Origin of the sequence: Alkalitalea saponilacus (assembly GCF_900168165.1) — a bacterium.
GTDB classification, from domain to species: domain Bacteria; phylum Bacteroidota; class Bacteroidia; order Bacteroidales; family Marinilabiliaceae; genus Natronoflexus; species Natronoflexus saponilacus.
In genome coordinates this window covers 34,673-57,636 of the sequence record NZ_FUYV01000013.1, presented here as the reverse complement: position 1 = coordinate 57,636, position 22,964 = coordinate 34,673, and the positions used below count along the sequence as shown (strand labels likewise).

The window sequence follows — 22,964 nt, the reverse complement described above, 5'->3', positions numbered from 1 at the left end:
GTTAAAATCTTGTATATTGCTGTCTTGAGGGGATATGCTATTTTTTTACTTCAGTGTTTTTGAGAGTGTTGAAAAGGAGTTCCCGCGCTCTGAATAACTGAGCTTTGACTGTTCCTAATGGCAAGTCCAGCTCTTCTGATATCTCTTCGTATGAGTATTCTTTAAAATAGCGAAGTTCAATCAGGGTTCTGTATCGCGGTTTCAGTTTTTTTACCACTGTACGCATCAATACAGCTTTTTGTGCACGTATGAGATTCTCTTCCGGGTCGGGGGTTTCATCCTTTAAATGGATATGTGTATCCATTTCCTTTTCTTCAGAGAATGATCCGTCTATGGAGATATGATTAGAGCGTTTCTTTCTTAGATAATCAATGCAGTTGTTTGATGCTATTTTAAATAACCAGGTACTAAAGGCATAACTGGGTGAGTATTGGCTGAGATTCTTGAATGCTTTTCCAAATGCTTCGATTGTAAGATCTTCTGCATCTGTTTTGTTGTTGATCATCTTCAGGAGCATAAAGTATATAGCATCTCTGTAGCGAGCCATTAACTCAGCATAGGCCTTTTGATCACCACTTTCAGCTCTTTTTACCAGATCAAGGTCATACCTGGCCTTTTCCGACAGATTGGGATTTATTACTTCCATTTACTTTTCTTTCTACTGAACAGGTTAGCTAACTGCGCCCATAGCAAATACCAGGGATGAATAAATTCAAAAATCAGCATCCACCAGTGCAGTCTTCCCTGTGCAAGTTTAATAGAAATATTTCTATTAAACAATAACCTGATAACGAACATGAACAGGAATAGCCCTGCTGCTATTATTGCAAAAGTATTAAAAATTATTAAAAGAATAGTGAAGGCGATCAATATTTGTCTTGTAATAAGGTCACTAAAAAGTGCTCGTTTAATGCTGCCTTTGTAATAAGGAGCTGTTGTGAGATGACGCGCTTTTTGCCTCCGCCACCCACTCAGGTTCCCGGGAGGAGTGGAAATGGTCTGTGCCTCAGGGTTTATGATGATCTCAGTGTTGTGTTTATTCGCAACAGATTGAACAAAGAGATCATCATCCCCTGATAATATGTGACTATGGCTCTTTACTCCATTGTTTTTCACAAACAATTCCTTTTTATATGCCAGATTTCTTCCAACCCCCATATATGGTTTTTTACTTAATGCATAACCCAAATATTGAATGGCGGTAACAAAGGTGTCGTATCTGGTTAAAAGGTTGGCGAAACCGGATTGTTTTTCATATGTACCAACTCCTAAAACAATTTCCTTGCCTTCCTTAAAGCCTTGCATCATGCCAGAAAGCCATTTCTCGGAAGTTGGGTAACAATCTGCATCGGTTAAAACCAGGTGATTGTTTTTTGCCGCTTTAACCCCAATTGTGAGTGCCAGCTTTTTACCATGAGAGAATTTTCTGTCAACTGGGATATTGGTATAGTAAAGGTGAGGATATTTTTCTTTTAACCTTGCCAGTACCATTTCAGAATCGTCCTCGGAACAGTCGTTAACCACAATTACTTCAAACTCGGGATATTCTTGTGTGAGAACTTTGGGTAAAAATTTCTCCAGGTTTTCAGATTCATTTTTTGCACAAATGATAACTGATACAGGTTTCGTGTTCGTTGCCTCTGTTTGTATAGCTGGTAATGAATGAAATGCGAGTGGTCTAATTCGAACCAATAGAAACCACAACTGTATGAACCAGCTAATAACGAAGAGACCCGATATAATCAGTTCAGTTGTTGATGCGGATGAAAAGTCCATATAACGTTACAATTTTAGCCAAAAATGCGATTTTTTTCTCTCGCAGACAAATTAAAATTATGTCATTGGCAAATTGTATCTTTGCGCTTCTTATAATAGAAATATATTCGAATGGACTTTGTATTGCACAAAAAAGATGCTTTCTCGAAAGCACGTGCCGGAGAAATAACAACTGATCATGGAAAAATTGAAACTCCGGTTTTTATGCCTGTCGGGACTGTTGGATCGGTTAAGGGGATTCATGTACGTGATCTGGAGCAGGAGGTAAGGGCACGGATTATTCTTGGAAATACTTATCACCTATATTTGCGTCCTGGAATTGATGTTTTGAGAAAAGCCGGAGGGTTACATAAATTCAATGGCTGGGGAAAGCCGATTCTTACTGATAGTGGGGGATTTCAGGTGTTCTCGTTAAGCCATCGCAGAAAATTGAAGGAAGAGGGAGCTGAATTTCAAAGTCACATAGATGGCTCGAAGCACATTTTTACACCTGAAAATGTGGTTGATATCCAAAGGGTAATCGGAGCAGACATAATCATGGCGTTTGATGAGTGCCCGCCTGGAGACAGCGATTTCAATTATGCCAAAAAATCGATGGAATTAACACACCGATGGCTATTGAGAGGGATTGAACGTTTTGACTCAACTGAGCCGCTTTATGATTATGGACAGACTTTTTTCCCGATCGTTCAGGGAGCAGGGTTTCCTGATTTAAGGCGTCAATCTGCAGAGTTTATAGCAAATCAGAATCGCGAGGGAAATGCCATTGGCGGTTTGGCGGTTGGAGAACCCGAAGAGGTGATGTATGAAATGATACAGGTTGTCAATGAAATCCTTCCCGAAGATAAACCACGATATTTAATGGGGGTAGGCACTCCGGCCAATATACTTGAAGCCATCAGTCTGGGAGTGGATATGTTTGATTGTGTGATGCCAACACGAAATGGACGAAACGGAATGCTATTTACGTCAAAGGGAATCATAAACATCAGAAATGAGAAGTGGAAGGATGATTTTTCGCCCATCGACCCGGATGGCAACTCTGCTTTCGATTTGATTTATTCGAAAGCTTATTTGCGTCACCTTTTTATTGCTGGAGAGATGCTTGGTCCCCAAATTGCTTCAATCCATAATTTGTCATTTTATATGTGGTTGGTTGATGAGGCCAGAAGGCAAATCAACCAAGGCACGTTTTTTGAATGGAAAGAACAAATGGTAAAGCAATTAAAGGTAAGATTGTAGTTTGTAATATTTAGTTTTTGGTTCTGTTTATCAGAACCAAACTATATCATTAATCTGTTTTTTAGATATCGGTTTGTTAAGATTTTTTATTTGCCTGTTTGTCAGATGTGTGAACTGAATAATAGTTGTTCAATTTATAGATTATAAAGGGTTTGAGCACATCTAATATCTAGTAATCTAAAAGTCTTGCGCTCTATTGATTCGGAGATTGTTCATTTTTTTGTTCCTTTGTAAATCCTTGTTCAAAAAGGTAAATTATAACAACTGCTGATGGAGAGTTGGTACACTAAGTTATTTGGCTTAAAAAAACTGGATGTTTATATACTCCGGAAATTCCTTGGTACATTTTTCTTTGCTATTTTATTAATCATTAGCATATCGGTTGTATTCGATTTGGCGGAGAAGATTGATGATTTTCTTGAAAATGCTGCACCTTTGAATGCCATTGTGTTTGATTATTACGCAAACTTTGTCCCCTACTTCGCCAATTTGTTTACGCCACTGTTTGTTTTTATTGCGGTAATTTTCTTCACTTCAAAAATGGCTTACCAAACCGAAATCATCGCCATTCTTTCAAGTGGGGTAAGTTTTAGGCGTTTAATGGTGCCATATATTGTCGGGGCTTTTATTATTGGAGCATTCTCTTTTGTTTTGGGGTCATATGTGATTCCTCCGGCCAATAAGGTTCGCCTGGATTTTGAAAGCACCTATGTGCGTAAAAGGCGCGAAACCGGGATGAATAATATACACATGCAGATTGAACCAAACGTTTACGTGTACGTGCGGAGATACTCCTCTTTGCGTGAGGTGGGTGATGATTTCAGTCTGGAGGTCTTCGACGGAAAACAGTTAAGAAAGAAAATTACAGCACAATCTGCTGTTTATGATACAGCGACCTCTGGATGGTCTCTGAGGAATTATGTGAAAAGAGAATACATCTCTCGCGAAAAGCAGATCATTACCGAAGGTAGGGAGATGGATACCATCCTGAACATGCGTCCAGCCGATTTGAAAGAGGAACGCAAGTTTTTTGAAACCATGACCACGCCTGAACTGACAACATACATCGAAGAACAACAGCAGCGCGGGGTAGGTAATGTGGAAGAATTTCTGATTGAAAAGCATCGACGACAAGCATCTCCTTTCTCGGCTTTTATTTTATCCATTATGGGATTGTCGCTTGCTTCACGGAAGGTGCGAGGAGGGATGGGGCTTCATATTGGGATTGGTATTGCTCTGAGTTTTGGATACATTTTATTTATGACGGTGAGCACCACTTTTGCCATCAATGGCAATATGAGCCCCTGGCTTGCTGTGTGGATTCCTAATTTTGTTTTTGCTTTGGTCGCTGCCTATCTTTATCGCCGTGCACCCAAATAGTTAACTCTGAATCATTACATGGAGTTCTATTTATTGAAGTAGATAATAAATTTTATTAAATTTATTATCTCATGAGAAATCTTGCCTTTCCCATGTATTAAAAATGTCTTTTGTATTTTTCTGAATATTAACGGTTTGTTGTTTATCTGTGAAAAAAAGTCAATAAAAATGCAGCCTGTTGGGGTTAAAATTTGTAATTATGCACCTTCAATTGGTTTGTCAGTTTTAGTGTATTTTGCTGATAAACATTAAATTAACCAAAACTAATTGAGTATGTCATTGAAAAAGCACATCCTTGATCTTCGTAAAAGAAGAGAAAAGGTTCAGTTGGGAGGTGGCGAAAAAGCCATTGAGAAGCAGATGGCGATGGGTAAAATGACCGCCCGCTCGCGTATTTTAGCTCTACTCGACAATGAATCTTTCACTGAGTATGACCTTTTTGTTGAGCACGAAGCCCGTGACTTCGGAATGGACAAGAAGCAGTTGCATGGTGACGGTGTGATTATAGGAACCGGAACCATTTATGGAGCACCGGTTTGTATTTTTGCACAGGACTTTACTGTTGCCGGTGGATCTTTGGGCTTAATGCACGCCCGTAAGATTACAAAAATTATGGATCACGCATTGAAAATGCGGGTTCCTTTGATTGGAATCAACGACTCTGGTGGAGCCCGTATTCAGGAAGGAGTAAATTCTCTTGCGGGATATGGTGAGATCTTCTATCGCAATACCATTGCTTCCGGAGTTATTCCACAGATTTCTGTAATATTAGGACCATGTGCAGGTGGAGCAGTTTATTCACCTGCGTTAACGGACTTTGTCTTCGTGGTTGATCAGATTTCTAAAATGTTTATTACCGGGCCAAGCGTTATTAAAACGGTACTTGGTGAAGAAATTTCCATGGAAGAACTGGGTGGTGCGCGAGTGCACGCGGAAATTACAGGTAATGCTCATTTCTTTGCCGGAAGCGAAATGGAGTGTTTTGAACAGATTAAAAAGCTCATCACCTTTATTCCCTGGAACAACACACAAAAGGCGAGAGCATTTCCTCCAAAAGAGCCTAAGTTTAAAGGAAATATTGAGGACATTATTCCAGCCGATCCAAAGCAGCCTTATGATGTAAGGGATGTTATTAAAGCCATTGTTGACGACTCTGATTTCTTCGAAATTCAGGAGTTTTTTGCTCCCAACATTGTTATCGGATTTGGCCGTATGAACGGACAAACCACCGGTTTTGTAGCAAACCAGCCATTGGTTTTGGCAGGGGTGCTCGACTGCGACAGTTCCGATAAAGCTGCCCGTTTCATTCGTTACTGTAACGCATTTAACATTCCGATCATTACCCTTGAAGATATGCCGGGATATTTGCCGGGTGTTGATCAAGAGCATGCCGGAGTTATTCGCCATGGAGCAAAAGTGCTTTATGCTTATTCTGAGGCTACTGTACCAAAAATTACAGTGATATTGCGAAAAGCATATGGGGGAGGTTATATTGCCATGAACTCACGTCACTTGGGAGCAGACTTTATGTTTGCCTGGCCAATGGCTGAAATTGCAGTAATGGGACCTGAAGGAGCTGCTAACATTATCTTTAAGAAAGAGATTGAAGAGGCAGAAGATCCCGATGCAATGCGTGAAGTAAAAGTTCAGGAGTACATTGAGCGTTTTGCAAATCCATATGTAGCGGCAGCTAAAGGGTACATCGATTCCGTAATTGAGCCATCAGAAACCAGACATTTGCTGTTACATGCCATTGAAGTGTCCAGCAACAAGAATGATCAGAGACCATACAAAAAGCACGGAATTCCACCATTTTAATATGCACAATCATGGAAGATAAAAAGCTTGAGCTGGTCGATTTTGCCGTGACTGCGCGTAAATACAAGACCTTGCTTACCATTAAATATGCAACCAGAAAACCTTATAAAGCTCCCGATCCGAAAGAGATTAAATCTTACATACCGGGAACTATTATCGATATTAAGGTTAAGCCCGGTGCTAAAGTAAAAGAAGGCCAAATCCTTTTAATACTTGAAGCTATGAAGATGATGAATAAGGTGTTGATGCCTTTTGACGGAAAGATTAAGAATATTCATGTTTCCAAGGGAGAAAAGATACCTAAGAATCACTTGATGATTGAATTGGAATAAAAAAATGCCCCGCAATTGCGGGGCATTTTTTTTACTTTAAATATCTCTCCAACCAGTTGTGAAGCTCTTCATACCAGAAAATTGAATTTTGAGGATTTAAAATCCAGTGATTCTCATCAGGATAATAGACCAATCTGGCATCCAATCCCATCGATTTGTAAATCCCATATATTAAAAAGCCATGAGCCACTGGCACCCTGTAGTCCAGCTCTCCATGAATAACCAGCATCGGGGTTTTAAAATTGTGTGCAAATTGCGCAGGGTTGTTTGCATTAAGCTGATCAAAGTTTTCCCAGGGAGAGCCGCTGTATTGATAGGCTCTGTTTCCGGAGTAGTCTGATGCAAATTGCAAATGCAGATCGTAAACTCCTGCATGATTAACCAGTGCGGCAAATCGATCGGTATGACCAGCGATCCAGCTTACCATATATCCTCCATAACTGCCTCCGGTGGCAGCCATTCTGGTTTCATCAACAATGCCGCGTTCAATCAGGTAATCGGTCGCTTTCATGATGTCCTCAAAAGGCTTAGGAGCATGTTCTCCGTGTATGCTGATGGCAAAGTCCTGACCAAAACTGGTGGAGCCATGAAAATTTGGCATGGCCACTATGTATCCGGGGGCTGCAAATAATTGGCTGTTCCACCGGAAATGAAATGAATCGCCAAAAATACTGTGGGGGCCACCATGGATCATCAATACCAAAGGATATTTTTTATTTGGGTCGTAATCGGGTGGGTAGTTGATGAACATTTGCACATCGCGGTCTTCTGCACCCTTATAGGTTACATTCTCAATAGAACCCCAATTTATGGTTGCAACTAAATCATCGTTAAACCCGGTCATTTTCTCTGTCTGTCTGTTGCGCAGATTTAACCTGTATAGTTCTGGTGCCGCGCTTAGGTTGTGATGATTAAAGATAAGATGCCGGTTTCCTGCCAAAGCTGCCCCACTGTTGGTGCCTGAGCCGAATAACTCTGTGTGTTGTCCACCATTTGCAGGGATGCTGAAGATGGAGGTCATTGAATTATCTTGTGCATGAAAGTAAATGGTGCGTCCGTTTTCGCTAAAAAACCAATTTTCACAGGATAGATCTATGTGATCGGTTAGCCTTTGTTTGTTTCCGGTTGCAACGTCGTAAAGAACCATGACGGTTTTATCCGCATAGAAATGGTAGATTTCTTTCGCTCCGTAAAGAATTTTTTTCCCGTCGGGCGAAAATACGGGATTCATATCGTCAGCAGGATTGTCTGCCGTAATATTGGTTAATTCTCCTGATCCATTAGTTGGAACCAAGTACAGATCGTAATTTAATCTTTCATAGGGAGGTTCGGTTGAGTTCATGCTTACCACAATGGTTTTTCCGTCAGGGGCAATATCGTAATTTACCCCACCCATCATATTGAAAAAGTTGTTGGTACCGGGCATCAGGTCAGTAACAGTTTCCGAATTCAAATCAACGGTAAAAAGTCGTGGATAAAATCCGTCGGTAATCCATCTGTCCCAAAACCGATACATAACATTTTCGGTTACTTTTGCGGTTACTTTGTTCTCTCTGCTTTGTTTCTGGATCTCCTTTAGCTGATCCCAATCTCCATCATAGTCGGGATGGATGTTGGCCCCAAATGCAAGTTTTTTTCCATTGGGGAACCACTTAGGGGCAAATACTCCAACAGGGAGATCTGTAATTTTTCTGGGTTCACCGCCGTATAGCGGCAGAATAAAAAGTTGTGCGGGGTTATTGTTTCGACGCGAAACAAATGCAATATATTGACCATCCGGCGACCATGCAGGAGAGTTTTCACTTCCATTAAAGGTTAACTGTCGGTAATTCCCATTCTCATTGTTCATCAGATAGAGATGAGTTTTGGAATTGTTCTCTTCAATGCAATAGGTCGATACAGGAAAGACTGTTTGTTTTCCGTCTGGTGAAACTGTTGGGCTGCCAACCCGGGCAAATTCCCAGAGATTTTCGGCAGTAATCGGGCTCTTTTCTGCAATGGAGTGAATTAACAATCCAAACATCATTGCAGCCATCATGCTTAATACCTTCATTTTTTTGTAAGTTTTAAATGATTTTGATGCACAATATAAAAAAGCAGGGGCATTTATTCAATGACAGGCCTTTGGTTTTGGGTATTTTAACATCAAAGCGTATATTTTTATTCTATTCTCTCTTTTCTCTGTATCTAATTGATTATTTTTACAGTCCGAAAAGTTTTGTTTACATCCCCTTTAATAGTTTTTTTATTAGAAGAGATCTGTGCAAATTCATTTTCATGAATCCGCACATGGAAAAAGAGATGTTTTAAATTTTCAGAATTTATTTAACTTATAGTAATAACCTGACTGAATATGCGACGCACAAAAATTGTTGAGGTACTTAAAAGTGAAGAAACTGGTAAGGAGTTTTTAGTAAAAGGCTGGGTCAGAACCAGAAGAGGAAATAAGCAGGTGAGCTTTATTGCAATGAATGATGGATCAACTATTCATAACCTTCAGATTGTAGCCGATGTTGAATTGTTTGGAGAAGAGTTGTTGCGTCGTGCAAATACCGGAGCTTCACTGGCTGTTGTGGGAGAGTTGAATCAATCGCAGGGAACCGGACAAAATGTTGAGCTGCTGGCAAAGAAAATAGAAGTCATTGGCGACTGTGATGTGAATGAGTATCCTCTGCAACCTAAAAAGCATTCGCTGGAATTCCTTCGTGAGAAAGCGCATTTGCGCTTTCGAACCAATACTTTCAGTGCCATTGCAAGAGTTCGCCATGCCATGATATTTGCTGTTCATAGCTTTTTTTCATTAAAAGGTTTTGTGAATATTCATACACCCATCATCACATCTTCTGATGCAGAAGGAGCAGGTGAGATGTTTCAGGTTACAACACTCAATCTTGATAACATTCCTAAGAATGATGATGGAGCCATAGATTTCTCCAAAGATTTTTTTGGTCGTCCCACTAATTTGACGGTTTCCGGACAGTTAGAGGGAGAGTTGGCTGCCATGGGATTAGCTGATATATACACCTTTGGCCCCACATTCAGAGCTGAGAATTCAAATACAACGCGTCACCTGGCTGAGTTTTGGATGATTGAGCCGGAGATGGCTTTTTACGATTTGAATGACAACATGGATTTGGCTGAGGAGTTTCTGAAATACCTGATTAGATATGCTTTGGATAATTGTGCTGACGATTTAAATTTTCTCAGCAATAGGCTTAAAGAGGAGGAGAAGAATAAAAAAGCCGATGAGAAAAGCATGGAATTGATTGAAAAATTAAAATTCGTGCTGGAAGATGATTTTGTGCGATTGACCTATACGGAAGCTATCGAGATACTGCGTAACAGCAAACCCAATAAAAAGGGACAATTCAAATATCCAATTGAAGGATATGGAGCCGATCTGCAAAGTGAGCATGAGCGTTACCTTGTTGAACGTCATTTTAAGAAACCTGTTATTCTTACCGATTATCCCAAGGAGATCAAAGCTTTTTACATGAAGTTAAATGAGGAAAACAAAACGGTTAGAGCCATGGATGTTTTATTTCCACAAATAGGGGAGATCATCGGAGGTTCGCAACGGGAAGAAAACTACGACAAACTGGTGGCAAGAATGGAGGAAATGGATATTCCTGTTGAGGAGATGTGGTGGTATCTGGAAACCCGCAAATTTGGAACCGTACCACATAGTGGATTTGGTCTTGGATTTGAAAGACTGATGCTGTTTGTTACCGGGATGGGTAATATTCGGGATGTCATTCCGTTCCCAAGGACTCCAAAAAATGCTGAGTTTTAATTTCGTCTTTAGAGAACTTTATAATATGTAAACAGTCTGTTCGTAATACGAACAGGCTGTTTTTGTTTAAAATAGGCATTCAGCTTTATAGAATCTAATAATCAGTTTTCAAAAAAAAGCAATTATTTGAAAAAAAATAACTGTTTTTCAAATAATAATATGTTAAGCTACTTGGATAGATGATGCTATTTAGTTTGTTATTTAAAAACAGACATTTCAGTTTATTGTGTGTTTTTTACACCGTCGGAATTGATTAGGAAAAATCTATTGTTTACAAGGGAGTCGCTTAATTAATATTTATGCATGACTTGGGGCTGATTATGAATAGATAAAGGATTAAAAAAATGATAACATTTTTTAATTTAATCACGTATAATGCAGTAATGATTAAAGGTGAGATGTGAAAAGATTACTCAAAAGTGTGGTAGTTATTTGGTTGGTGTTGAGTGTCCAAATTGGGTTTGCTCAGTACCCCGATCTGTATTTTAAGCGATTACCCGACTACGTAAATCTTTCAAGCCATTATGTAACACATATGGCTCAGGACGATGACGGGTACATTTGGATAGGCACCAGGGATGGCTTAAATCGATTTGATGGTCATGAGATACGGGTTTATCGGGCAGTTGATAATCAATTGAACGCTGGATTAGCAGGTAATCAGATTGAGCATCTGTTGGTTGACTCGGCTAACAGGTTATGGGTTGTATCTTCTGACGTAATATCGGTTTACAACCGAGAGTATGATCGTTTCGATATAGTAGCGAGTCCACATCATCCTGCAGGATTAGAAGAATTCTACTTCAATCATATGGAGATTGATTTGTATGGGCGCCTTACACTCTGCACCGGTAATGATTTATTCTACTTTGATGACGCAACAAAGAGTTTTCAACATCTCCTATCAACCGCTTTAGGTTATATTTATTCTTATGCATTCGACAAACAGGGCGGAATATGGATTGGTCATTACAACTCTGGCGGAGTTTCGTATTACTCCGACTATGAAGCAGATGTGCCTTTATTTGTTTTGGAAGCCACTCTTCATCCAAGCCGGGATCAGATTTCAGTAATCGATCTTGAAGTTGATGACCAATTTCTTTGGGTTGGAATTGAGCACGGTGGAATTGCCCGTGTAGATAGAGAGACAGGAGCTATTCAAAATTATTTCCATGATACTTCGGAAAGGTTTGTTACCCGATTTTTTACTGATGCAACGGGTACATTGTGGTCGGTAGATTATAGCGGAATGAAGGTATACGTTGAAGAGGAAGATCGTTTTCATGGGTATTATCACGATTCTCATATGCCCGGATCAATCAGGCCAAACCTTAATGGTGTTTTTCAGGACATTCAAGGAAATTATTACACTTATTATAATGGAGAGGGAGTTTATACGAGTTCTGTTGCCAGAGGATTTCAATTGTATAATGAGAGTGATTATTACTATTGGCATGTAAGACAAAGCAACATCAGTGCTGTTCATGAAGATGTTTATGGTAATTTGTGGCTTGGCGGATTTAGTGGAGGACTTACAGTTTTTAATTGGGGAAGCGGTGAAATTCTCTGGTATCCTTCTACAGAAAACATTCCCGGTAAGATTGGACGAGGAAGTGTTTTGTCTATTTTTCAGGACTCCAAATCCCGGATGTGGCTGGGAACGCACAATGGCGGGTTACATTTGTATGATGAAAGCAGCAACCGGTTTGAGGCTTGGAGAGCCGATGGTAGCAACGGCAGTTTAAGTAATAACGATGTAAGAGCAATAGCCGAAGACTCGCGAGGAAACCTCTGGATTGGAACCCATGGAGGAGGTGTTAACCAGTTTTTAGTAGATGAGAATATTTTTGTTCTCTATAATGAGTTAAACAGTACTTTAAATTCCGAATGGATTCACTATTTAATGGTTGACCGAGATGATAAGCTTTGGATCGGGACAGCTTATGGTTTATGTGTTATGGATATAGAATCTCAAGAATTCAGGAGTTTTTATGCAGAACCTGGGAATCCCGAAGCAATACATGGTAATCAGGTTATCACCATTCTTGAGTCGGGTAATGGAACCATTTGGATTGGAACCAATAACGGATTATTCCGTTTTAATAAGACCAATGAAACTTTTATCCGTTGTGATCAGGATTTCAGAAATAGTTATATTACCAGCATTGAAGAAGACCAGAACGGAGAATTGTGGGTTGGGACTCTTTTTGGTTTACACCGATACAATCCTGAAACCGGTGATTTGTTCCATTTTGATGAAAATGATGGAATACAGGGCCCCGGGTTTAATAATAATGCTTCTTATTTTAATGGTGAAGATATTCTCTTTTTCGCCGGAAGTGGCGGTGTCAACGCATTTAATCCTGATAATCTTCACTATAACAGCACTCCTCCAGAATTAAAATTTTCGAAATTTTTGTTATTTAATAGGGAAGTTACAGATTATGAGTCGAGTTCGGTTCTCAATAAAGAGATCAACTGGGTGGATGAAATAGTTCTTGACCATACTCAGAATTTTTTCAGTTTCGAGTTTGTTGCGCTTAATATGATTAACTCTCATCGCAATGAGTATGCAGTTATGATGGAAGGTTTTGATGATGGGTGGGTTTATATTGGTTCTCGACGTCAGGTGTCATACACCAATCTCAGCCCGGGAAGGTATGTTTTTCGTGTAAAGGCCGCAAATAATGACGGAATATGGAATGAAGAAGGCATTTCAGTGAAAGTTAGAATTCTACCCCCATGGTATAAAACCGTTTGGTTTTATACAGCTATTACTCTGGTGATTTTAATCCTTATCATTTCAATATTTCGAATACGTACAGCCAATTTAATAAAGCAGAAAAAAAGATTAGCACGCATAGTTTCAGAGCAAACGCGGAAATTGCGAAAAAGCAATCGCGAATTAATGCATCGGGCAACAGAGTTAAACAGGATTAACAAGATTCTGGAGGAACGGCAAAAACTGATAACAGATCAGCGTGAAGAACTGGAGAGTCAGGCTGATCACCTACAAAAAAGCAACAGGGAGTTAATTAAACTGATCAACACCAAGGATAAGCTCTTTTCAATTATTGCACACGATTTAAGGTCTCCTTTCAACACCATTCTTGGGTTTTCATCACTTCTTTCCGAATTCAGCGATCAGGATGACAGAGAGCAGGTGAGGGAGCATGCCCGCATAATTCATGATTCATCTTTGGTGGTGTTTAACCTGTTGGAAAACCTGCTTTACTGGGCGCGTACCCAGACCAACGACATACAATTTTCTCCTGTTCATACAGATTTAAATGAAATTGTAAACGAAAATTTCATTCTGATTGATGATGGTGCAAAAAAGAAAGAGATTGAGGTTGATGTTTCGGATTATCAAAATCTTCCAGTGTTTGCCGACATCAATATGATGCGAACGGTGATTCGAAATTTATTAATTAATGCTGTGAAGTTTACACCGCGGGGTGGAAAGATTTCTGTGTCATCGGAGGAGATCAATGATCGTGTATTTATATATATAAAGGATACGGGAGTAGGTTTGGGTCCTTCTGATATAGATCAAATTCTGACATTGGGAGCCTCTTCGAGCACAAAAGGTACCGAAGGGGAGAAAGGCTCTGGTTTAGGTTTGGTTTTGTGTAATGAGTTTATACAGAAAAATGGAGGCAAATTGCTGATTGAAAGTAAACCCGGCTTAGGCAGTAGTTTTGGTTTTTCACTACCGAGGGGAGTGAAAAAAATCTAGAGTCAAGTCTGAATTGTCTCCAGCGCTCACCCCTAGCCCCCAAGTGGGAACGCCAAACACACCATACAACTCCGTCATATTCTGGTTTATATGATGCTAGCTGATTTCCTCCAGATGAGTAACATATGAAGATGACCAGATGATTTCAGGTTTATCTTTGAATAATCCATAAACCGCAGAACCGCTTCCTGACATGGAAGCGTAAATGGCTCCATTTCGGTAGAGATTTTCTTTAATGTCGGCTATTGCTGGATATTTTCGAAATACAGTATCCTCAAAGTCGTTTTTGAGAAACTTTCTCCACTCTTCAACAGGTTTGGTTATAATTGCATTTATTGGGATGGATGGAGATTTTGGTATAATTCCACCATATGCTTCGGCAGTTGATACATGAATGCCCGGAGCTACAATTAAAAGCCAAAGGCTTTTTAATTGAAGTGAAATTTCTGAGAATTCATTGCCTATTCCTCTTGCCATGACTGCCTGGTTTTTAATGAAAAAAGGACAGTCAGCTCCCAAGGTAGCAGCCATCTTTTCCAGAACAGAATAAGAAAAGTTTTTCTGGAACTGCTCGTTCAGCAGTTTCAGCATGAATGCAGCATCTGCTGAACCGCCACCAAGTCCGGCCCCAAAGGGAATAACCTTGTGAAGGTGTATTTTAAGCGGAGGAATTGATGTGTGTTGGCGCATGTATTCTAAAGCCTTTAAGCAGAGATTGTTGTTCGCTGCACCATCAATTTTTAATCCTGAAACGGAAAACTCATCAGTGTTTTGAGTTGATGGAATGACTTCCAGAACGTCATTCCATTTATTTACTGGAAAAAAAATGGTTTCCAAATTGTGGTATCCATCGTTTCTTTTGGAAACGATGTTCAAACCCAGATTTATTTTAGCATTGGGAAACACTATCATCCTTGAGATTTTTATAAAACATCCAAAAACAAAAGTAGTTATTTTTAAATCAAATGCTCCGATTGTTAATAACTCTGTTAACCTGTTGTTGATATGAATTTCTGAAATGGTTTTTATCCCCATTCACTTTTTCATACCTTTGTAATCCTTTTCAAAAAATATTTTTATCAATGGCCGAGAAACGTTATAACAATAAAAAGAAGTCCCCCGATTTGATGGATTTAGGCATAGGAAAAATGCCGCCACAGGCCATTGAACTTGAAGAAGCCGTATTGGGAGCCATGCTTCTTGAGAAAGATGCATTTACCAATGTGTCTGAGATTTTAAAGACCGATTGCTTCTATAAGGAAGCTCATCAGCATATTTATGAGGCCATAACAAGCCTTTTTGCCCGTCAGGAACCGGCCGATTTGCTCACCGTAACCGAAGAGTTACGCCGAATGGCAAAACTGGAAGAGGTGGGTGGAGCTTTTTATATAACCCAGCTTACCGGAAGGGTTGCCTCTGCGGCCCATATTGAATATCACTCCCGAATCATCTATCAGAAATATCTGCAACGTGAAATGATTCGCATTTCCGGTGTTATTCAAACCAAGGCTTTTGATGAGTCTGAGGATGTGAATGACTTGCTGGAAGAGGCAGAAAATTCGCTTTTTATGCTTTCTCAGGGAAGCATGAAGCGTGATGCAACGCAAATTAGTCCGGTGATTAACGAGGCCATTGAGATGATTCAGGTGGCCAGTAAGCGGACAGATGGTTTGAGTGGTGTTCCCAGTGGATTTACCGAACTTGACAGAATGACATCAGGTTGGCAGAATTCCGATATGGTTGTAATTGCTGCGCGTCCTGCCATGGGAAAAACTGCATTTGTTCTGTCGATGGCACGAAACATGGCAGTGAAATACAATCAGGCTGTGGCTGTGTTTTCTCTTGAGATGTCAAATGTACAGCTTGTTAACCGTTTAATAGTTGCAGAAACCGAATTAGCAGCTGAGAAAATTAAAACAGGGAAACTTGAGCCATACGAATGGGAGCAATTGGATCATAAAATTAAATCTCTGGTAGATGCACCGATATTTGTGGATGACACAGCTGGTTTGTCAGTATTTGAACTGAGAGCAAAGTGCCGCAGGTTAAAGAAGCAGCATGATCTGAAAATCATCATTATTGATTACCTTCAGTTGATGAATGCCAGCGGGATGAACCCAGGCAACCGTCAGGAAGAAGTGAGTATGATTTCTCGTTCATTAAAAGGTCTTGCCAAGGAACTGAATGTTCCAATTCTAGCACTTTCGCAGTTAAACAGGGGTGTTGAAAGCCGAACCGGGGAGGGGAAGCGTCCGCAACTTTCCGATCTTCGTGAATCGGGAGCCATCGAACAGGATGCGGATATGGTTCTTTTCATCCACCGCCCTGAGTATTATAAAATTACCGAGGATGAAAACGGTAATTCACTAATCGGAATGGCCGAAATTATAATTGCCAAGCATCGTAACGGAGCCACAGGTGATGTTCGTTTGAGATTCCGTCCGGAAGTAATTCGTTTCGAGGATGTTGATGTCGATGGATTTGGTGGAGGATTCGGGGCTGAATCAGACTCCATGCAGGTTTTCAGCTCGAAAATGAATGAAACCATCTCCACAGGCAGTCCTGCACCCGGCTCCAAACCCGACTTTGGCTTTGGGGGTAATTTTGAGAGGGATGCTGAGTTTTAATTTTACAAACAATCTAATAGTTCCCGCAGCGATCTGATCTCCATAAAAACCACCTCATTATGAGGTGTTCCAGCAGGGTTAAAATATACGTGATCCAATCCGAAGTTTTTGGCTCCGGCGATGTCGGTTTCAAGACTGTCGCCTATTACCAAACTCTCTTTTTTCTTTGCGTTACAGCTTCGTATGGCATGTTCAAAGAATTCTTGTTTAGGTTTTGGTGCACCAATTTCTTCCGAAATGAATATTTTTTGAAAGAAGGGTTTTAGTCCGCTCTTTTCCATCTTAACATGCTGTGCCTCTATGAATCCGTTGGTAATGATGTGAAGATTGTATTTTGGATGCAGATACTCCAGAAGTTCAATTGCACCGGGAATAAGTGCTGTTTTTTTAGAGTTTTCCGCCACAAAATCAAAAGAGAATTTTCGTGCCATTTCAAAATCGTCAAGACCGGAGGTTAAAAACGTATTATGGAACCTCCCTATGGCAACTTCCGGTTTTCTGATTTCTCCATGTCTGTATTTAAGCCATAAATCGGCATTTATTGGCTCGTAGGTGTTGAAAAAAATGTCAAAACTGTCAAAGTGTTTATCCAGATTGTACCGCATAAACAACTCTGACAGTGTATGTTTTTCGTTTGTGTTAAAGTCCCAAAGGGTGTGATCAAGATCAAAAAAAAGATGTTGATACTGCTGAATGTACATTACTATGTATTAAACTCCTGTGTTAATTTACCTGAATGACCAGATAACGCGTTATACTCCAGAAAAGTTCCGGATCTTCTATTACCAAAATCAGATTTCCTTCCTCTCCGGTAACCATTTGGAATGACCCTGACGGATGATTTGAAAGCACTTCAGCTTTTGATGTGTAAAGCTGTATTGTGTCTTTTTCCCTGATGTCAATTTGCTGGAAATAACTTTTATCGAAATCTTCCTTCAGTATTCTGGTGCTTCCAAAAAACAGGAATCCTTCACGGGTTAAAATGTTTTGGTCACGAAGTTCACGACGGGTTCCCATGGTGTACCAGGCCCGGTTATAGTGATCAGTGGTTTGATCGAGGCGTTGACGGGTGGCTTCGCCGGCCTTGCGGATGGAGTCCATCTCGAAACTGAGATCCATGATCTCCAGATTCAGATGGTCAATGACAAGTTCTCTTTGTTGAAGTTGCTCCTGAAGCAAAACAATTTGTGCTGATTTTTCCTGAAGTTGCTCATTTAATCCGGCAATCAGACGGTTTACTCTATTGTTCTCAACACCTGAGTTTCTGAGTTGCGCTTCTAGTTGCTGAATTCGATCCTTGTTTTGAACCATCAACTCATATATGAGTTGAATGTCTTCGTTGATTTGTTCACCGGTTCGACCACGCATATCTCCGGATTCAGCCTGAACCGATATAATTTGTTCCTTCTCTTTAATCAGGCGAAGGTTTTCATCAATATCACCGAGTGTCTCAACCAACTGGTTTAATTGGATCTCTTTTTTGGCTGTTTCCACCAAAAGAGAGTCGTTCATCTGCATCAGCTCGGTACGGGAGGGGCCCGATGTGCATTGCCATAAGAACGGCATCAGCATGAGTAAAATTAAATTTCTCATATTCTTAGATTTATGGGTGTAAATTGTTATTGTTCTCTGTTTCCTTCAATGACCAGCACGATTTCCCCCTTGGGAGGATGATCGGTATAATATTTTATTAATTCTTCCAGGCTTCCTCGTTTAATTTCTTCATAAAATTTTGACAACTCTCTGCATACAGCTGCTTTTCTTTCCAATCCAAAAAACTCGGCAGATTGATTCAGCGTTTTTACCAATCGGTGTGGTGACTCGTAAAACACCATGGTTCTTTCTTCCTGCTGCAGTGCCGTTAGTTTTTTTTGGCGTCCTTTTTTGGGAGGAAGGAATCCTTCAAAGCAAAATCTGTCGTTTGGTAATCCTGCCATCACGATGGCAGGAATAAGCGCCGTTGCTCCGGGTAAGCATTCAACTTCTATGCCATTGGTAATACAATGATTTACCAGAAGGTAGCCGGGGTCTGAAATGCCTGGTGTTCCGGCGTCTGAGACCATTGCAGCAGTTTCCCCACCTTTGATGCGCTGTGTAATTTTTTCTACAGTATTGTGTTCATTGAATTTATGATGAGAAAACATTTTGCTCTCGATCTGGTAATGCTTTAGAAGCATTCCTGTTGTGCGTGTATCTTCCGCGAGAATGAAGTCGGCTTCCTTTAAAACACGTAAAGCCCGGAGAGTAATGTCTTCCAGATTGCCGATGGGAGTAGGTACGAGAATTAATTTGGCCATTTCAGGATTATTTGGGGAATCTTCTTTTTATCAGTTCTCTAAAAGATACCACTGCTTCATTGTTTTGGTCCCAGTTAAAGTTTCCGGATAAAAAAGAGACAGCAGATTCAAATGTGGCCATTTGATTGATCTGATCAATGGTTTGGTTAAACAGTTCGGAATTATTCCCGAAAAGTTCTCTTTGAAAGAAAAACCGGTCGTTTATGCCGATTGCTTTTCGCAGATCAACAATGGGTTGTTGAAACTTTGGAAGTGTTCCGGAATCGTGGCCAGTTCCCAATTTCTCATTGAAGGATTGTTTGTCTTTACCTAATATTTCACCAAGTACAGTTCCTTGTGTTGATGGCTCATTTTTCTGTGTCACTTTTGCCGTTTCCTGTTTGGACGGTTCAGCCGGTTTAGGAGAGAGTTCGGGTGATTTAGTTTTTTCTGGAGTGGGTGCAGGTGGCGAAGGTTTTTCTTTATGCTGGATTTCAGGCTCAGGAGATGGAGTTGTTTTAACTTCCTCTGCAGGTTCATTGATGATCTCCAGCACAGGATTTTCCTCTTTCGTTGGTTTGGGTTCTTCTTTAACAGGAGCGGGTTGCGGAGTTTTTGGCAGATCTATTTTTTGAGGCGCATTAAGTCCTTCAAAGAGTGCAATTTCATCCAGAATTCCTTGGGTTTTACTCTTTGTCAATTGTATGTATACGGCAGGGACGTCCTCTTTTCCGGAAAAGGTATTCAGCAATGTTTCCAGCTCTTTTATGTCCTGAAGAATTATTTTAAGCAGTGCTTCTTTTTCCATATTATCTTGTTGACAATCATTTTTCTTTACCTTTGCAAAGGTAGTAATTGAATTTTTGTGAATCTACTATTCTTAACAATATTTCAAATCAGATGTTTCTCGAAAACCGTCAAAATAACAGGAATAAGCGGCATGGATGGATCGAAGTCATTTGTGGTTCCATGTTCTCCGGAAAAACTGAGGAGTTGTTGCGCCGATTGCGCCGTGCACGTATTGCACGGCAAAATGTGGAGATTTTTAAGCCTTTGGTTGACAGGCGATACAGCGAGGAAGAAGTTGTTTCGCACGATGCTAACAGCATCCGATGCACACCTGTTGAAAGCTCCGGAAACATACTGTTGTTAAGTGGTAATACCGATGTCATTGGGATTGATGAAGCACAGTTTTTTGATAATGGATTGGTTGATGTTTGCAACACATTGGCCGGCCAGGGAATACGTGTAATTATTGCGGGACTGGATATGGATTTCAAAGGAAAACCTTTTGGACCCATGCCGGGTTTAATGGCTTGCGCCGAATATGTAACTAAAGTTCATGCCATCTGCATGCAATGTGGTGATTTGGCACATTTCTCCTACAGGTTTAAAGCCAGTGATAGACTGGTGGAAGTAGGCGCCGCCGAATCATACGAAGCTGTTTGCCGCAATTGCTACCATCAGTTAAACCGAAGCAAATGACTCTGACTTCTTACTCCATACAACAAATAGCTCAAATGGCATCCGGACGCCTGTTTGGAAACATCACCACCGTTGTGACCAAATTAGCGTATGACAGCCGTCTGGTTTTTAACCCGGCAGGGGTGCTTTTTTTTGCAATTAAAAGTGGCCATTTAAATGGAAATACATTTGTAAATGCTCTATACCAACGAGGAGTGAGAGCGTTTGTCGTTGAAAAGGAGTATGAAATTCCTAATGAAATGAACGATGCTTCATTCATAGTTGTGGAGAATTCTCTACAGGCGCTACAGCGAATCGCATCAACTCATCGATCGGTTTTTAATTTGCCTGTATTGGCCATTACCGGTAGCAACGGGAAAACCATCGTAAAGGAGTGGTTGGGTCAGGTTTTAGGGGATTCTTTAAAGGTGACTCGTTCGCCGCGAAGTTTTAACAGCCAGATTGGAGTACCCTTATCGGTATGGCAATTAAATGATGAGAGTGAATTTGGGATTTTTGAAGCCGGCATCAGTAAACCCGGTGAAATGGACTCTTTGAGAGAAATTTTGAAACCCACTTTAGGACTTATAACCAATATTGGTGCCGCTCATCAGGAGAATTTTTCGTCATTGGACGAAAAATTAAGGGAAAAGCTGATTCTTTTCAAAGATGTTGATACTGTTTTCTACAAACTGGATGATGAATTGATTCATCATTCCATCATGAAGTTATATCCCCAAAAGGAGAAGTTGACTTGGGGTATTCATCCCGATTCAAATCTACGGTTATTATCCAGTGAAGCAGATAACGGACAGTTGCAAATGACTCTACAATGGCAGAAAAAATCTTTTAACGTGATACTGCCTTTTTCTGATAAAATAAGTCAGGAAAATGCACTGCCGGTTATTTTGTTGATGCTTTATAAAGGGTTTGGTTTTGATGGCATCAGCCGTTTTATGTTGCAGTTGCAACCAGTTGCCATGCGAATGGAGCAGATAGAAGGAATCGACGGTTCTCTAATCATTAACGACAGTTACAACTCTGACTTTACATCTTTGGAAGTGGCACTTGATTTTCTGGAGCAACAGGGTCGTAAAAAAGGACGACAACGCACCCTTATTTTGTCAGATTTATTACAAACAGGCATAGAGCCGAAAATACTTTATCCGCGCATTGCAGATTTAATCAAAATCCGTGGAGTTGAGCGTCTCATAGGGGTGGGGAGCGAAATAGCCGGATATGCATCCTGTTTTCGTCCGAACGATTCCTTCTACAAAACCACAGAAGAATTGCTTACTGCCATACCCCGCCTTTCATTCCGCAACGAGGCCATCCTGATAAAGGGTGCCAGATCATTTGAGTTTGAAAGAATCAGTGAGCAACTTGAGCAAAAACAGCACAGTACCTGCTTGGAAATCAATCTTAATGCACTTATTTATAATTTCAAGACGTTTAAAAGCCGCTTAAATCCTCAAACAAGGCTTCTTGCCATGGTAAAGGCATCCGGTTATGGAAGCGGAGCTTTTGAGATTGCTTCGGCTTTACAACATCATAAGGTCGATTATTTAGGTGTGGCTTTCGCCGATGAAGGGATGGAATTGCGAAAAGCAGGGATTCAAACACCGATTATGGTTATGAGTCCTGAGGTGAAGAGCTTTAACCAGATGCTTCAGTATAAGCTGGAGCCTGAAATATATGGATTTCGCATACTGGAAGCTTTTTGCCAACACGTGGCAAAAAGCGGTGAAGAGGAGACAGGAATTCACCTTAAGGTGGATACAGGAATGCATCGATTGGGATTCTACCCCGAAGATGCCGAAGAGTTGGTTGTTTATTTAAAAAAAAGGAACAAAATCAGAGTATTGTCGGTGTTTACTCATTTGGCCGGAACCGATGATTCAGTTTATGATGCCTTTACATCTCAACAGATTGGCCGGTTCTCCACTTTTGCTGACATCATTGAGAAGGGTTTGGGATATCGAGTTTGGCGGCATGCGCTCAATTCTGCCGGTATAGAACGTTTTCCACAGTATCAGTTTGATATGGTACGTTTGGGAATTGGTTTGTACGGCGTGAGCAGTTTGCCTGAAAATCCTTTATTGAATGTGGTTACACTCAAAACCTATGTTTCTCAGATTAAAACGGTAAAAACCGGTGAAACCATCGGATACAGTCGGCGTGGAAGTGTTTCAGCAAACGGCAGAATTGCCGTATTGCCAATTGGTTATGCCGATGGTTTAAACAGACGTCTGAGCAACGGTGTTGGTCAGGTTTTAGTGCGCGGAAAGCTTTGTCCTATAGTCGGGAATATTTGTATGGACATGTGTATGATTGATGTTTCGGGAATGGATATACCCGAAGGTGAAGAGGTCGTTGTTTTTGGCGATGAGCATCCGTTAACACAGATGGCCGAAAAACTGGACACCATTCCTTACGAAGTTTTAACCAGTATAAGCCAACGTGTTAAGCGTGTTTATTTTAAAGAATAAACCAGCCTTAGTTCCTGTTTAAATTTAA

General features: G+C 40.5%; 17 protein-coding genes. 9 read left to right on the top strand and 8 right to left on the bottom strand.

Translation table 11 applies throughout. From position 1 onward, the window contains the following. Window positions 1–37 precede the first annotated feature (37 nt). Both B5X70_RS11255 and B5X70_RS11250 read right to left on the bottom strand, forming a co-directional pair. On the bottom strand, window positions 38–646 hold the full coding sequence (locus B5X70_RS11255; protein ID WP_079558004.1) for an RNA polymerase sigma factor: 609 nt from the start codon (window positions 644–646) through the stop codon (window positions 38–40). Then, the gene (locus tag B5X70_RS11250) at window positions 637–1,776 is read right to left on the bottom strand and encodes a glycosyltransferase (RefSeq protein WP_079558003.1); all 1,140 of its coding nucleotides are present in this window, start codon (window positions 1,774–1,776) and stop codon (window positions 637–639) included. The genes B5X70_RS11255 and B5X70_RS11250 overlap by 10 nt, the downstream gene beginning before the upstream one ends. 111 nt (window positions 1,777–1,887) lie before the next feature. On the opposite strand from B5X70_RS11250, the gene tgt reads away from it, so the two are divergent. From tgt to B5X70_RS11230, 4 genes are all read left to right on the top strand, one after another. After that, on the top strand, window positions 1,888–3,018 hold the full coding sequence (gene tgt, locus B5X70_RS11245) for a tRNA guanosine(34) transglycosylase Tgt (protein ID WP_079558002.1): 1,131 nt from the start codon (window positions 1,888–1,890) through the stop codon (window positions 3,016–3,018). A gap of 270 nt (window positions 3,019–3,288) precedes the next feature. Then, complete coding sequence (locus tag B5X70_RS11240) at window positions 3,289–4,398, top strand: LptF/LptG family permease (protein ID WP_079558001.1); 1,110 nt, start codon at window positions 3,289–3,291, stop codon at window positions 4,396–4,398. 273 nt (window positions 4,399–4,671) lie between these two features. Then, window positions 4,672–6,216 carry an acyl-CoA carboxylase subunit beta gene (locus B5X70_RS11235; protein WP_079558000.1) on the top strand — a complete coding sequence of 515 codons (1,545 nt, stop codon included), beginning with the start codon at window positions 4,672–4,674 and terminating at the stop codon, window positions 6,214–6,216. An 11-nt stretch (window positions 6,217–6,227) separates the two neighbouring features. Next, window positions 6,228–6,548, top strand: a complete 321-nt coding sequence (locus B5X70_RS11230) for an acyl-CoA carboxylase biotin carboxyl carrier protein subunit (protein WP_079557999.1) — start codon at window positions 6,228–6,230, stop codon at window positions 6,546–6,548. A 31-nt stretch (window positions 6,549–6,579) separates the two neighbouring features. Here the strand turns inward: B5X70_RS11230 and B5X70_RS11225 are convergent, their stop codons facing one another. Then, a complete protein-coding gene (locus tag B5X70_RS11225) occupies window positions 6,580–8,601 on the bottom strand; it encodes a S9 family peptidase (protein ID WP_079557998.1) in 2,022 nt (673 codons plus the stop codon). 300 nt (window positions 8,602–8,901) lie between these two features. Here B5X70_RS11225 and asnS point away from each other — a divergent pair, with 300 nt between their 5' ends. Both asnS and B5X70_RS11210 read left to right on the top strand, forming a co-directional pair. Further along, the gene (gene asnS / locus B5X70_RS11215) at window positions 8,902–10,341 is read left to right on the top strand and encodes an asparagine--tRNA ligase (RefSeq protein ID WP_079557996.1); all 1,440 of its coding nucleotides are present in this window, start codon (window positions 8,902–8,904) and stop codon (window positions 10,339–10,341) included. A 400-nt stretch (window positions 10,342–10,741) separates the two neighbouring features. Further along, window positions 10,742–14,080 (top strand): sensor histidine kinase, encoded by a 3,339-nt coding sequence (locus tag B5X70_RS11210; RefSeq protein WP_143255070.1) that lies wholly within the window; start codon window positions 10,742–10,744, stop codon window positions 14,078–14,080. A 96-nt stretch (window positions 14,081–14,176) separates the two neighbouring features. Here the strand turns inward: B5X70_RS11210 and ispE are convergent, their stop codons facing one another. Beyond that, the gene (gene ispE, locus B5X70_RS11205; protein WP_079558073.1) at window positions 14,177–14,992 is read right to left on the bottom strand and encodes a 4-(cytidine 5'-diphospho)-2-C-methyl-D-erythritol kinase; all 816 of its coding nucleotides are present in this window, start codon (window positions 14,990–14,992) and stop codon (window positions 14,177–14,179) included. Between the two features lie 170 nt (window positions 14,993–15,162). On the opposite strand from ispE, the gene dnaB reads away from it, so the two are divergent. Then, complete coding sequence (dnaB, locus tag B5X70_RS11200) at window positions 15,163–16,707, top strand: replicative DNA helicase (RefSeq protein WP_079557994.1); 1,545 nt, start codon at window positions 15,163–15,165, stop codon at window positions 16,705–16,707. Window positions 16,708–16,709: 2 nt separating this feature from the next. Here the strand turns inward: dnaB and B5X70_RS11195 are convergent, their stop codons facing one another. The 4 genes from B5X70_RS11195 to B5X70_RS11180 are packed head-to-tail and all read right to left on the bottom strand — an operon-like array spanning window position 16,710 to window position 19,791. Continuing rightward, entirely contained in the window at window positions 16,710–17,408 is a 699-nt protein-coding gene (locus B5X70_RS11195) for a YjjG family noncanonical pyrimidine nucleotidase (protein ID WP_079557993.1), read from the bottom strand. Between the two features lie 22 nt (window positions 17,409–17,430). Next, entirely contained in the window at window positions 17,431–18,300 is an 870-nt protein-coding gene (locus tag B5X70_RS11190) for a Cbp1 family collagen-binding glycoprotein adhesin (protein ID WP_079557992.1), read from the bottom strand. 26 nt (window positions 18,301–18,326) lie between these two features. After that, entirely contained in the window at window positions 18,327–19,004 is a 678-nt protein-coding gene (gene rsmI, locus B5X70_RS11185) for a 16S rRNA (cytidine(1402)-2'-O)-methyltransferase (protein ID WP_079557991.1), read from the bottom strand. 7 nt (window positions 19,005–19,011) lie between these two features. Further along, entirely contained in the window at window positions 19,012–19,791 is a 780-nt protein-coding gene (locus tag B5X70_RS11180; RefSeq protein WP_079557990.1) for a hypothetical protein, read from the bottom strand. 92 nt (window positions 19,792–19,883) lie between these two features. Here B5X70_RS11180 and B5X70_RS11175 point away from each other — a divergent pair, with 92 nt between their 5' ends. Beyond that, complete coding sequence (locus B5X70_RS11175; RefSeq protein WP_079557989.1) at window positions 19,884–20,468, top strand: thymidine kinase; 585 nt, start codon at window positions 19,884–19,886, stop codon at window positions 20,466–20,468. Further along, window positions 20,465–22,936, top strand: coding sequence for a bifunctional UDP-N-acetylmuramoyl-tripeptide:D-alanyl-D-alanine ligase/alanine racemase (locus B5X70_RS11170; protein ID WP_232468379.1), 2,472 nt, complete (start codon window positions 20,465–20,467; stop codon window positions 22,934–22,936). Before B5X70_RS11175 ends, B5X70_RS11170 begins: the two co-directional genes overlap by 4 nt. The last annotated feature ends 28 nt before the right edge of the window (window positions 22,937–22,964 follow it).